15 protein-coding genes are annotated in these 12,404 nt (G+C 36.3%); 13 read left to right on the top strand and 2 right to left on the bottom strand.

All coding sequences use genetic code 11. From position 1 onward, the window contains the following. The first annotated feature begins 37 nt into the window (after window positions 1–37). From NTX65_09425 to NTX65_09365, 13 genes are all read left to right on the top strand, one after another. Complete coding sequence (locus tag NTX65_09425; protein MCX6169550.1) at window positions 38–1,030, top strand: isoaspartyl peptidase/L-asparaginase; 993 nt, start codon at window positions 38–40, stop codon at window positions 1,028–1,030. Between the two features lie 66 nt (window positions 1,031–1,096). Continuing rightward, window positions 1,097–1,516 carry a DUF1761 domain-containing protein gene (locus NTX65_09420; protein ID MCX6169549.1) on the top strand — a complete coding sequence of 140 codons (420 nt, stop codon included), beginning with the start codon at window positions 1,097–1,099 and terminating at the stop codon, window positions 1,514–1,516. Between the two features lie 73 nt (window positions 1,517–1,589). Next, entirely contained in the window at window positions 1,590–2,255 is a 666-nt protein-coding gene (locus NTX65_09415; protein ID MCX6169548.1) for an HAD-IA family hydrolase, read from the top strand. A 7-nt stretch (window positions 2,256–2,262) separates the two neighbouring features. Continuing rightward, the gene (locus NTX65_09410) at window positions 2,263–3,021 is read left to right on the top strand and encodes an enoyl-CoA hydratase/isomerase family protein (protein MCX6169547.1); all 759 of its coding nucleotides are present in this window, start codon (window positions 2,263–2,265) and stop codon (window positions 3,019–3,021) included. A 37-nt stretch (window positions 3,022–3,058) separates the two neighbouring features. Further along, window positions 3,059–3,577, top strand: coding sequence for a hypothetical protein (locus NTX65_09405; protein ID MCX6169546.1), 519 nt, complete (start codon window positions 3,059–3,061; stop codon window positions 3,575–3,577). A 22-nt stretch (window positions 3,578–3,599) separates the two neighbouring features. Then, window positions 3,600–3,944 (top strand): hypothetical protein, encoded by a 345-nt coding sequence (locus NTX65_09400; protein ID MCX6169545.1) that lies wholly within the window; start codon window positions 3,600–3,602, stop codon window positions 3,942–3,944. 21 nt (window positions 3,945–3,965) lie between these two features. Then, window positions 3,966–4,757: a class D beta-lactamase gene (blaOXA, locus tag NTX65_09395; protein ID MCX6169544.1), complete on the top strand. Its 792-nt coding sequence runs from the start codon at window positions 3,966–3,968 to the stop codon at window positions 4,755–4,757. A gap of 48 nt (window positions 4,758–4,805) precedes the next feature. Then, window positions 4,806–6,869, top strand: a complete 2,064-nt coding sequence (locus NTX65_09390) for a DPP IV N-terminal domain-containing protein (GenBank protein ID MCX6169543.1) — start codon at window positions 4,806–4,808, stop codon at window positions 6,867–6,869. Continuing rightward, entirely contained in the window at window positions 6,832–7,191 is a 360-nt protein-coding gene (locus tag NTX65_09385; GenBank protein MCX6169542.1) for a prolyl oligopeptidase family serine peptidase, read from the top strand. Before NTX65_09390 ends, NTX65_09385 begins: the two co-directional genes overlap by 38 nt. Window positions 7,192–7,328: 137 nt before the next feature. Next, entirely contained in the window at window positions 7,329–8,138 is an 810-nt protein-coding gene (locus NTX65_09380) for an MOSC domain-containing protein (GenBank protein ID MCX6169541.1), read from the top strand. Then, window positions 8,139–8,663, top strand: a complete 525-nt coding sequence (locus tag NTX65_09375) for a hypothetical protein (GenBank protein ID MCX6169540.1) — start codon at window positions 8,139–8,141, stop codon at window positions 8,661–8,663. It abuts the gene before it with no gap. A gap of 87 nt (window positions 8,664–8,750) precedes the next feature. Then, a complete protein-coding gene (locus NTX65_09370) occupies window positions 8,751–9,401 on the top strand; it encodes a dienelactone hydrolase family protein (protein ID MCX6169539.1) in 651 nt (216 codons plus the stop codon). 13 nt (window positions 9,402–9,414) lie between these two features. Next, the gene (locus tag NTX65_09365) at window positions 9,415–9,783 is read left to right on the top strand and encodes a VOC family protein (GenBank protein ID MCX6169538.1); all 369 of its coding nucleotides are present in this window, start codon (window positions 9,415–9,417) and stop codon (window positions 9,781–9,783) included. Between the two features lie 103 nt (window positions 9,784–9,886). Here the strand turns inward: NTX65_09365 and NTX65_09360 are convergent, their stop codons facing one another. Together NTX65_09360 and NTX65_09355 are read right to left on the bottom strand one after the other, a co-directional pair. Continuing rightward, window positions 9,887–10,264, bottom strand: coding sequence for a response regulator (locus tag NTX65_09360; protein MCX6169537.1), 378 nt, complete (start codon window positions 10,262–10,264; stop codon window positions 9,887–9,889). A 31-nt stretch (window positions 10,265–10,295) separates the two neighbouring features. Further along, window positions 10,296–12,389 carry an ATP-binding protein gene (locus tag NTX65_09355; GenBank protein MCX6169536.1) on the bottom strand — a complete coding sequence of 698 codons (2,094 nt, stop codon included), beginning with the start codon at window positions 12,387–12,389 and terminating at the stop codon, window positions 10,296–10,298. Window positions 12,390–12,404 lie beyond the last annotated feature (15 nt).

Here is a 12,404-nt window from a genome sequence, read left to right as displayed (position 1 = left end):
ATAATTTGGAATAGAATTCAAAGAAGGAGTGTAAACCGTGTGTGTATCAAAGAGATTTATTCTTGCTAGTTTCTTTTTCTTTATAGCTCTCACTGTTACCGTATTTGCACAATCGTCAAGATTCGGAATAGTAGTTCATGGCGGCGCAGGATCGATTTTAAAATCAAGCATGACGCCTGAGAGAGAAGCAGAGTATATCGCAAAACTTAACGAAGTTCTTGAAACAGGCTATAAAATATTAGTGAATGGCGGAACCGCACTTGATGCTGTAAATGCTGCGATAAATATAATGGAAGATTCTCCGCTATTTAACGCCGGAAAGGGTGCCGTTTTAACCGAAAAAGGTGTAGCCGAACTTGATGCATCAATCATGGATGGCAAAAATTTAATGGCAGGCGCTGTTGCGGGAGTTCGTCATATTAAAAATCCAATTAACTTGGCTCGGCTTGTTATGGAAAAATCTTCAAACGTAATGATGGTTGGTGACGGAGCCGAAGAATTTGGAAAAGAGAATAATATTGAAATGGTTGACCCGAGTTACTTCATTACAAAAGAGAGATGGGAATCATATCAGAAAATGCTTAAAAAAGAAGAAGAAAGAAAAAAAGCTGAGAAGCACGGAACATGCGGAGCGGTAGCGCTTGACAAAAACGGAAATCTTGCTGCAGGTACTTCAACCGGCGGAATGATGATGAAAAAATTTGGACGCGTTGGAGATTCGCCAATTATAGGCGCAGGTACTTATGCGAATAATAATACATGTGCTGTCTCCGCTACAGGCTATGGTGAATATTTTATCAGACTTGGTGTTGCAAAAGATATCTCTGCGTTAATGGAGTACAAAAATTTCTCTTTGAAAGATGCAGCCAACGAAGTAATAATGAATAAGTTAGGCAAACTTGGAGGCGACGGCGGTATTATTGCAATTGACAAAAATGGAAATGTTGCCATGCCGTTCAATACGGAAGGAATGTACAGAGGACAATATTTAAACGGCGAACAACCGGTTGTCAAAATTTATAAAGAATAAATAAACGAGTTGCAGTTTAATAATCCATGGTTGTTCTCAAATCGCAAAACTTCATGAGGAGGAATAATGTCCATTATTGTACAAGTGAATTATTTGGCGGTTTTAGTCTGTGCTGTAATATCAATGATTGTTGGTTCGGTATGGTATAGCCCAATGCTTTTGGGAAGGACATGGATGGAAGAGATTGATAAGTCCGAAGAAGATTTAAGAAAAGAATTTAACCCGTTTAAAACTTATGGATTGGCGTTTCTATGTAATCTATTTATTGCTTTTTCATTGGCGCAGCTAATGGCACATAGCAATGCAACTACAGTTGCGGCAGGCATCCGGTTATCATTTCTTTGCTGGTCTGGATTTATAGTCGCACCGATGGTTATTAATTCTTTATTCGAAGGCAAATCAATTAAACTCCTTTTGGTCGATTCAGGCCATCATTTAATTGTGATTCTCGTATTTGGAATTATTCTTGGTGCTTGGTCTGCATAAAATTAATTTTATAATTAAATATTTTTGAGTCGGTGGCCCAATCGCCTCTATTTAATAGTTTGGAAGTTTTTTAATGAAAATTGACCTTGTTGTTTTTGATCTTGACGGAACACTAATTAGCTCTCACGAAACAATTTATAAAGCCACGCTTCATGCTTTAAAGGATTTGAACATATCGCCAGTAATGCCGGAAGAGAAATTTTATAATATGATCGGACTTCATTTTGAAGACATCTTTCGCGAATTTGGTTTTGCCGTTCCGGATTTCGAACAGTTCATAAATATTTATAAATCAATTTACTTCGATTACATTGATTCGTCGGTAGTCTATTCCGGAGTTGAAGAATTACTAGCAAAATTGAAAGATCGAAAGACAAAAATTAGTTTGTTGACTACTAAAGGTCAGGATCAGGCAGAATTAATTCTTCGTCATTTTTCTTTGATCGATAAATTTGATTATGTTATGGGGCGTCGCCCGGGCATTGCTCATAAGCCATCGGCCGAACCGCTCCAAAAAATTTGTTTGGGTTTGAATATTGATATCGCCAATACGATTATTGTCGGTGATTCCGAAATGGATATTCAATGCGGTAAGAATGCCGGATCTAAAACATGCGCCGTAACTTATGGCTATAGAACAAAGTTAGAACTGCAAAAATCATCTCCCGATTTTTTGATTGACAAAATTATCGATCTAGAGTATATAGTTAACGGCAAAAAGAATTTGTTTGAGAGGTAGGTCAATTATGGACAAAAACGGAAAAGTTTCAACTAGTATGATTAATGGAATTGCTACAATTACTTTTTCTCATCCTAAGAGCAATTCACTTTCATCCAGAATGGTTAAAGAAGTTACAAGCGCAATTGATAAATTCGCTTCCGATAAAAGTGCACACGTAATTGTTCTGCGCAGCGATGGCGATAAGTCATTCTGTGCAGGTGCATCTTTTGATGAATTGTTGGAAATAAAGGATTTAAAAAGCGGGAAAGAATTTTTTATGGGATTCGCCCGGTTGATTAATTCAATGCGGAAATGCCCAAAGTTCATTGTAGCGCGAATACAGGGGAAAGCTGTCGGCGGCGGAATAGGAATAGCCGCTGCGGCAGATTACACCTTGGCGTCTAATGAAGCTTCCGTTCGATTGAGCGAATTAATGCTGGGCATCGGACCGTTTGTTGTAGGACCTGCAGTTGAAAGAAAGATTGGAAAGACTGCATTTATAACAATGTCTATTGATGCTGAATGGCATGATGCGTTTTGGGCTAAGCAGAATGGATTATTCACAAAAGTTTTTGCAAATAACCATGATCTGGATGAAGCGGTTTCTGCACTAGTAAAAAAAATTGCCGGCTGTAACCTGGAAGCTATTTCTCAAATGAAAAAAGTATTTTGGGAAGGAACTGAGAACTGGGACGAACTTCTTGAACAACGCGCGGAAATAAGCGGAAAACTGGTTCTAAGCGACTTCACAAAAAACTATATCAAGGCATTTAAGAATAAATAATAATTAAATACTATCTTTACTAAAAAAGGGGAATCAATTGAAAAACATTTTAAAATTTATTGTGGTTGTATTTTTGTTTACACAAACGTCGAGCATTTTTTCACAACAAGCGACTAAGCCTGCCGATTGGACTGCATTGAAATTTTTAATCGGAGAATGGAGCGGCGCCCCTGGGGAGGCAACCGGCTCATTTACTTTTTCGTACGATTTACAAAAAAGAATCTTGCTAAGAAAGAATTTCGCAGAATACCCCGCGCAAAATGGAAGACCGGCATTCAGACATGATGATTTGATGATTGTTTATTTCGAAGGCGGAGAAAACAAAGCGGTCTATTTTGATAACGAAGGACACACAATTAATTACAAAATAAGTTTTTCCAGTGATTCGCTTTCAACAATTTTTGTAAGTGATATTATTCCTTCCGCTCCGCGCTTTCGGTTTTCCTATACGAAAATTGAAAATGATAAAATGAAGTTTAGTTTTGATATTGCTCCTCCCGGAAAACCGGAAGAATTTACAAAATATATTGACGGCATAGTTGCGAGAAAAAAATAAGAGATAAAACCGAACCGATTTTATGCTCAATAATTTTAAGTATCATCATCTAGGAATTCCCACCAAAGAAAAACACGAGAATGAAGTCTATCTCGAAAAATTTAAAACTTATGTTTCCGGTTACGATTCCAGTCCATATAAAATTGAATGGATGCGTTTTGAAGAATGCTCACCCACACCGGAACTTGTTAAGACTGTCCCGCATATTGCGTTTGAAGTTGACGATCTAAATGAAACCATTAAAGGAAAAGAAATCCTTATTGAGCCAAGCAGTCCTTCGCCCGGTGTGATGGTTGCTTTTATTGTTGATAACGGTGCGCCGGTTGAATTTTTACAAATAGATAGATCAATTGCTAAAGATGTTTAAAAAGAGATTCCGGACAATAAAATGAAAAAACGGATTATTGCAATCATTACACTTTTGATTGTAACAATAACAGCTGCACAGAATCAGAAAAATGATTCGTTAACAGTTGCTAAAATATTTGAAGGGCATTCCGGCGCATTCGTAATGTTAGATATGCAGAAGGAGAAATATTTTAGATTCAACGCTCAACGATGTTCCGAACGATTTTTGCCGGCGTCAACATTTAAAATTCCAAACTCGTTAATAGGTTTGGAAACCGGAATTATTACGGACGAGAATTTTATAATTAAATGGGATGGAATAAAACGCTGGAATGAAGAGTGGAATAAAGATCACTCTCTTGCAACAGCAATTAAATATTCCGTAGTTCCTTATTATCAAGAATTAGCACGCAGGGTTGGACGGGAAAAGCTAAATAAATATCTAAAAGCAATCAGTTATGGAAATCATACTATCGGTAAAAAAGTTGATATGTTCTGGCTCGACAACAGCTTGAAGATCTCCGCCGATGAACAAATTTCATTTTTAAAACGTTTGTACGAATATAATCTTCCATTTTCAAAACGGTCTATAGATATTGTAAAGAAAATTATGCCGGAAGAATTATATTCAAACTCGCGGCTAAAATTTAAAACCGGAACCGGAACAAAAGAAAACGGAACGTGGATTGGCTGGCTTGTTGGTTATGTGGAAAAGAAGGGGAATGTTTATCTCTTTGCATTCAACATTGAAGCAAAAACATACGAGGAAACTCGCGATCTCCGTGATGGTCTTTCTAGAAAAATATTGACTCAGCTAAAAATAATTGAATGATCTCTTTGTGCGGCTAATCTAAACAAATGAAAAATTAAGGAAGTATAAATGAAAAGAATTTTGTTTGCTCTCTTTTTAATCTATTCTGTCCTGCCTGTCAACAACATTTGGGCGCAAAAATTTAAGATGTCAATTGAAAATATTATGCGTAACCAGAAGTGGATGGGAACTTCCCCGGAAGAGATTTATTGGAGCGATGACGGATCTAAAATATACTTCACATGGAACCGGAGTCAAGCAAAAGAAGACTCCCTCTTTTCATATAATACTAAAGATGGAAAGATACACCCGTTAAGTTTGGAAGAGCAGAAAAACTTGCCGTCTCAATATGGATCTTACAATAAAAACAGATCAATCAAAGTATATGAAAAAAACGGCGACATTTTTCTGCTCGAAATAAAAACGGGAAATCAACAACAAATCACAAACACGAACGAAAGAGAATTTAATCCAAGATTCTCTTCCGACGGAAAGAAAATAATCTACACCATGAATGATAATCTTTATTCTTGGGTTTTATCAAGTGGAGAAATCAGCCAGCTTACAGATTTCCGAAAGGGAGTAAAGATTCCTGAACAAAAAGAACCGTCAACAGATCAAGAAAAATATTTAAAGAAAGAGGAGCTAAAATTATTTAGTGTTCTTCGAGAAAGAATTGAAGATCGGGAACAAAGCGAAAAATTATCAAAACAAATAATGCCGAAACGACCAAAGGAAATTTATATTCAAGAAAAAAATGTAAGCGGCATTCAGCTTTCTCCGGATGAAAACTTTGTAACATTCCGCCTAGATAAAACGCCAAAAAATTCTAAATCAGTTATTGTTCCGAATTATGTAACAGAAAGCGGTTTCACAGAAGATATAAACGCACGGGCTAAAGTAGGCAGAGACCAGCCCTCGTATGAATTTGGAATTTACGACATCAGAAAAGACACGGTTTATTATGTTGATACAAAATCCATTCCGGAAATATTTAAAAAACCGGAATACTTAAAAGAATATAAAGTAAAATCGGATACCGCTAAGAAGGAAATAAAAAAAGAACAACCGCGAGAAGTTTTATTCAACGGACCGCTTTATTCCGAAAACGGAATGAATGCCCTCTTAGTCTTAAAATCTTTAGACAATAAAGACAGATGGATAATGCTTCTAGATCTTGCAAGCGGTAAATTAAAAAATCTAGATCGTCAGCACGATGACGAATGGATTGGAGGTCCCGGCATCGGATGGGGAGCCGGTAATGTCGGATGGCTTAGTGACAACAAACGGATCTATTTTCAATCGGAAGAGAGCGGCTACTCTCATCTTTATACACTAAATATTTTAACCGGCGAAAAGAAACAACTCACTAACGGAAAATATGAAGTGTTTGATCCGCAACTATCGCGTGATAAAAAATATTTTTACTTTACAGCAAGCGAAGTTCATCCCGGCGAAAGACATTTCTATAAGATGCCGGTTAACGGAGGTCATTCGGAAAAGATTACAAATATGACCGGCAACAACGAAGTGACTCTTTCTCCAGACGAATCAACGCTTGCCATCCGTTATTCATACTCAAATAAACCATGGGAATTATTTGTAGCTGAAAATCGAGCCAACTCAAGACAAAAGCAAATTACATTTTCCACTTCGGCAGAATTTAATTCTTACCCATGGCGCGATCCCCAAATTGTAACATTTAAAGCGCGGGACGGGGAAAATGTTTATGCCCGCCTGTATAAACCCGAAGATGCAAAAGCAAACAGAGCCGCTGTTATCTTTGTTCATGGAGCCGGGTATTTACAAAATGCTCATAAATGGTGGAGTGAATATTCTCACGAATACATGTTTAATAATTTTTTGGTTGATAATGGTTACACTGTTCTCGATATTGATTACAGAGCAAGTTCCGGTTACGGAAAAAAATGGAGAACCGACATTTACCGGAATATGGGAGGGAAGGACTTGTCGGATCAAGTTGATGGCGTTAAATATTTAATTGATCATTACAAAATCGATCCAAAGCGGGTTGGAATTTATGGCGGCTCTTACGGCGGATTTATAACATTAATGGCAATGTTCAAAGAACCGGATGTTTTTGCCAGGCGCAGCGCTAAGACCCGTTACTGATTGGGCACATTATAATCACGGCTATACATCGAACATTTTAAATATTCCCGGACTGGATAGTGTTGCATATGAAAGAAGTTCTCCGATTTATTATGCGAACGGATTGAAAGGGGCGCTTTTGATCTGTCACGGAGTGATTGATGATAATGTAAATTTCCAAGATGTTATCCGGCTTTCACAAAAGTTGATTGAACTTGGAAAAGAAAATTGGGAATTGGCTCTCTACCCGCTTGAAAGTCATGGTTTTAAAGAACCGAGCAGCTGGACCGATGAGTATAAACGAATCTACAAACTCTTTGAAGAAAATCTAAATAAAAAGTAATTTGTAAATGTTGATTAGGAAGATGTGAAATATTTTATTAACCGTAGAGCACAATTAGATAAAACTAAGAGTCTGGCGGCATTTTTCAATCTTCTTAAAATAAATTGAAACTCTAAACCAATAATTTATAATTAAAGATGAACCGCAAATTATCCGAAATAAATATTTATCCCGTTAAGTCTTTGGGAGGAATTTCCCTTTCCGAAGCAGAAGTTACCGATAGAGGATTAAAATACGACCGAAGATGGATGATAGTTGATAATGATGAAAAATTTCTTACACAGCGCACAAACCCGGAATTGGCACTTCTAAAAACAAAAATAAATCACAACAAACTTATTTTGAGCCATAAGACAAAAGAAATTTCTCCCCTGGTGGTTCCTATAAATTCAAAAATTACCGAGACAACAATTGTAAACATTTGGGATGATTTGGTCACGGCGCTGCTGGTTGGTAAATATGCTGAAGAATGGTTAAGCGATCTACTCGGTAGTAAATGCAAAATGGTTTTTATGCCGGAAGAAACGGAAAGATTTGTTGACCGGGCATACGCAAGTCAAAATGAGATTGTAAGTTTTGCCGATGCATTCCCGTTCTTAATTATCGGACAAACTTCTTTGGATGATTTGAATTCACGGCTTAATGAAAAACTGCCGATGAACCGGTTCCGACCTAATCTTGTCTTTAATGAAGGTAAGCCGTTCGAAGAAGATAATTGGAAAAAATTTAAAATTGGTGATATAATCTTTGAAGCCGTAAAACAATGCTCGCGTTGTGTAACCACAACAATTGATCAAGAAAATGGTTCAAAAAATGATGAGCCTCTTAAAACACTCTCTTCATACAGAATGGTTAATAACAAAGTGATGTTCGGGATGAATTTAGTTCATGAAGGAACGGGGGTTCTACACGTTGGTGATGAAATAGAAGTACTTGAAGAAAAATAGATGCTCTCAATTTATGATTTACTGAAAGGAAACGATCTCCGCTCTATCGGAAAATCAAATGAAGTTGTCTCACTGGTAACAAGCGATCCGCTTTTATTCGATGAAGTTTTCGCTGGAATATTTCACGAAGACAAATTAATTCGAGCCCGGTGTGCCGACGCTGTTGAAAAAGTTTCTAGGAAATATCCCCAATATATTCAGAAGAAAAAATCAATCATCCTGAAAAACTTATATAAGTTCGAACAGAAAGAAGTTATTTGGCACATTGCTTTGATGCTCGGTTATCTAAAACTGAACAATAAGGAAACGAACAATGTTGTGGCTCAACTTTTCGATTGGCTAGATTCATCGGACAGCATAATAGTAAAAGTTGCTTGTATGCAGTCGCTTGCCGCACATGCAATGAAAAATAAAAAACTGGTAAAGACAGTCCGAGATGAAATTGAAAAGCAGATCATCAACGGCGCACCCGCAATCAAAGCACGGGGAAGACATTTATTAAAAAGATTTGATAACATGAAATAAACGAGATACACGTTTACCTGGCTATTACAATAACTGAATCGCAGTCATTCTTTTTTGCTTTGTTTGAACTGAAATAGGAACAAATCGATGGCAACATCAAAAAATATAGTAGTTTCTAAATCTGCACGGTATTATTTGTTGGGTGAATATTCAGAAAAAATAAATTCGGTTTGGTTTGTACTGCATGGATACGGTCAACTCGCAGAAAAATTTATAACATATTTTAAGCCGGTTATAAACGAAACAACTATGGTAATTGCGCCGGAAGCATTAAACCGATTTTATTTAAAAGGGTTCAGCGGTAATGTCGGTGCAACATGGATGACAAAAGAAGGACGCGAAGAAGAGATAAATGATTATGTAAGCTATCTTGATTCTGTCTATGATGAAGTTATTAAATATGGTATAACTAGAAATGCTAAAGTTATAGTTCTCGGTTTTTCGCAGGGGACTGCTACTGCTTGCAGATGGACAACAAAAGGGAAATCAAAAATTGATCGGTTAATTCTCTGGGGCGGTGGAATTCCTCCCGATATTGATCTTAAGCATCACAATGGACTTTTTAACTCTATCAATCTAGAAATTGTAATTGGAAGTGAAGACGAGTTTATTCCGGAAGAACAAGTTGAAAATGAAATTAAACGGCTGCAAGAAATTAAACTTAATTATAAAATTCATCGTTTTAACGGTAAGCATGAACTGAAAGCCAACATTCTCAGACAATTAATTCAACATTAAGAAAGGGAATCACATGACAAACTCATTAAACTGGTTTGAAATACCGGCGATAGATATAAACCGTGCCGAGAAATTTTACGCTCAAATTCTTTCGGTTAAAATGCAGCTAATGGATTTCGGCGGATTAAAAATGTCAACATTTCCAATGGACAGCGGCGGAGTAAGCGGGGCTCTTTGCCAAGGCGCTCCATATAAGCCAAGTCAAGATGGCGCTTTAATTTATTTAAATGCCAATCCGGATTTAAGCGTTGCTCTTTCCAAAGTAGAAGAAGCGGGTGGAAAAGTTTTAATGCCTAAAAAACAAATTTCTGAAGAATATGGATTCATGGCGTTGATCATTGATAGTGAAGGAAACCGAATAGCGCTTCATTCAAATAAATAAAAAAAGATTGAAATGGGGGAAGGGAAAAATCGAAAAATTTTTCTTTAACACGTATTATATTCCAACATTATGAAGCATTAATTAATACCAGCGGTTATTTTAGTCATAAGTTTGGATATAAATCTAGTACCTCTTGCAGAAGAATTTTATTATCAACGGGTTTGGTAATATATTTTGTTGCGCCTGCCTTTAGAGAATTTTCTCTATCTTTTCGTAGAGCGTTTGCAGTAACAACCACAATTGGAGTTTTGAGATAATTTTCCATTTGCCTGAGTTCTTCTATTAACTGCAGACCGTTTTTCTCACCACGTAACGATAAATCAATTATAAATCCATCATAAGCATTGTTTTCAATTAAAGAATAAAATGCGCGAATTGTCTGGGCAAGATTTATTTCAAATTTTTTTTCAAATACTTTGCTGAAAATTTTGAGAATCCATTCATCGTCCTCTACAATAAGAAGTTTTGGTTTTTTCGCCATTGTAATTCCGGTCTAATTAAAAATTATAATTCTATTGCTGTTCATTTTGATCCGCGAAACAGAGTATAAATTTTGTTCCCCGGTTTTTGTCAGTATCAACTTGAATTTCGACACCGTTAATTTCACAATATCTTTTAACTAAAGCCATGCCCAAACCGGTCCCCTCATATTTTCTTGAATAGCCTTGCTGTTCTTGCGTAAACGGCTCAAATAGTTTGGGTAAAAATTCTTTTGAGATCCCAATTCCTGTATCTGATATAATAACGGTTAACTCATTCCTTTCATTACGAGTAACAGTTATTTCTACTTTCCCAATAGGGGTGTATTTAATTGCATTATCAATAAGATTAACAAATATTTGACTCGTGCTGAATAAATCGGCATTGATAATTGTTCTATCGGTTTTTTTTGAAAGGATAAGATCGAGTCCTCTTTTTCTAGCCACAATTTCATATTCATGGAGTATGGCTTCTAAAACATCTTTTGACAAATCAAACTTTTTACGAATTGATTCATACATCCCGGCTTGTAGTTCGGACATATTTAAAATCAATTCAACGGTTCTAATAATTCTTTTTCCGGCGATATCAATTCCCTTAAAACTATTTACCATGTCTTCGGTCAATTGTCCTTTCAAATCATCTTTTAATAATTCTGTAAATCCCATCACTACGTTTAAGGGCGATCTGATTTCGTGAGACATTTGAGCGAGGAATTCGGATTTCAGCCTGCTTGCAATTTCAGCTTCATCTTTGGCTCTTATCAATTCTTCTTCTTCTTTTTTCTTTAGAGAAATATCTCTAGCAATCGATAGCATAACTTTTCGATCTTCATAATCAATTATTCGAACATTAACTCCTACGTGAATCGGTTCACCTCTTTTAGTTTTAAAAACAGACTCAAAATAAAGCTCACCTTTTTCTTTAATTAGCCCGAGTCGGTTTTTAATTCTTTCGGAATCGGGCGGGAAGTTTAGTTCTCCCATGGAGAAATCTAAAAACTCTTCTCTTGTATAACCAAATTTTTCTAATGCATAATCATTTGTTTCAATTATTTTGTCGTTTAACTCTACAAGAAAAATTGAATCTCCCGCGGTATGAAAGAGAGTTTTGAATTTTTGTTCGGATTGACGTAAAGCTTCCTCCGCTTTTTTACGCTTTGTCTCTTCTTTTAATATTGCCCTGGCTTTATTTACGTAATATAAATAGACGGATCCCCCGAAGATCAATAAGATAATTAAGGTCGCCCACTTATTTATAAATCCATTCATTGTGCTTAATGCCTCGGTTTCGGGAGTAGCAACAATTACCGACCAAAACCGATCTGCAATCTTAACGGGATAATAAACGGCACATATTTTCCCGGAATCTGTCTCCGGTAAATTCGGATTAGCCCAGGAATAAAATCCGGAACCGCGTTCGCCTTTTGTAGCTCTATTTAATAAAGAAATCAATTCTGGATTTTTAGAAAAGCGTTGAAATACATTTTTATTATTTAATACTGTAAATGGGCTATAAATTACAACTCCTTTTTGGCTGACTGTCCAAGCAAATCCGCTTTGCCTTACCTTAATATTTCTTAAATAATTTTTTGCGAGGCTTTCAAAAGGAATTAGAATAGCTATACCGCCTTTAAATATTCCATTTTTGAAAACAGGTAAATAATATGCAATACTTCTAAATCCTTGAACCGTTTCAAAAATATCACTCAACACCCGCTGATGTGTTTTTAAAATTCTTTGGATGTGTTCTTGATATGATATATCCTTTCCGGCAAATTGCGGATTATTTGGGACGGTAAAAATAATTTTGCCATTTTCGTCAATGCGGGTAATTGCTTGTATCTCCGGAGCGTGACTGTCATAAAAAAGAGTTGCTAAATTTTTCCCGTTCTCATTAAAATCTATTATTGAATTTTGCTTTGCGAGATAACTTAACAACATGTCATAATCATTGAAAAACAATTGAATTCCGTTTGCAGCTTGTTCGGCGTGTGTCAGCTGTTCAAGATTTAGCTGATTAATGGTTTCACGCTTAACGTCATTATACGCCGAATAAAGTAAAGCTATACATATACCAATAATGGTTATTGGCATGAATATTTGTTTTAAAAAATTAATTAACATTTACTCGTCCGCTTG

The organism is Ignavibacteriales bacterium, from assembly GCA_026390795.1.
In the GTDB taxonomy this organism is placed as follows: domain Bacteria; phylum Bacteroidota; class Ignavibacteria; order Ignavibacteriales; family Melioribacteraceae; genus Fen-1258.
Note: the sequence above shows the minus strand (reverse complement) of the source record. Positions and strands in the feature narration are given on the sequence as shown.

Coding starts and splice junctions, on each gene's coding strand:
- NTX65_09420 (MCX6169549.1), top strand. CDS start 1,097: ATGTCCATTATTGTACAAGTGAATTATTTGGCGGTTTTAGTCTGTGCT.
- NTX65_09415 (MCX6169548.1), top strand. CDS start 1,590: ATGAAAATTGACCTTGTTGTTTTTGATCTTGACGGAACACTAATTAGC.
- NTX65_09410 (MCX6169547.1), top strand. CDS start 2,263: ATGGACAAAAACGGAAAAGTTTCAACTAGTATGATTAATGGAATTGCT.
- NTX65_09400 (MCX6169545.1), top strand. CDS start 3,600: ATGCTCAATAATTTTAAGTATCATCATCTAGGAATTCCCACCAAAGAA.
- blaOXA (MCX6169544.1), top strand. CDS start 3,966: ATGAAAAAACGGATTATTGCAATCATTACACTTTTGATTGTAACAATA.
- NTX65_09390 (MCX6169543.1), top strand. CDS start 4,806: ATGAAAAGAATTTTGTTTGCTCTCTTTTTAATCTATTCTGTCCTGCCT.
- NTX65_09385 (MCX6169542.1), top strand. CDS start 6,832: ATGTTTTTGCCAGGCGCAGCGCTAAGACCCGTTACTGATTGGGCACAT.
- NTX65_09380 (MCX6169541.1), top strand. CDS start 7,329: ATGAACCGCAAATTATCCGAAATAAATATTTATCCCGTTAAGTCTTTG.
- NTX65_09375 (MCX6169540.1), top strand. CDS start 8,139: ATGCTCTCAATTTATGATTTACTGAAAGGAAACGATCTCCGCTCTATC.
- NTX65_09370 (MCX6169539.1), top strand. CDS start 8,751: ATGGCAACATCAAAAAATATAGTAGTTTCTAAATCTGCACGGTATTAT.
- NTX65_09365 (MCX6169538.1), top strand. CDS start 9,415: ATGACAAACTCATTAAACTGGTTTGAAATACCGGCGATAGATATAAAC.
- NTX65_09360 (MCX6169537.1), bottom strand. CDS start 10,264: ATGGCGAAAAAACCAAAACTTCTTATTGTAGAGGACGATGAATGGATT.
- NTX65_09355 (MCX6169536.1), bottom strand. CDS start 12,389: ATGTTAATTAATTTTTTAAAACAAATATTCATGCCAATAACCATTATT.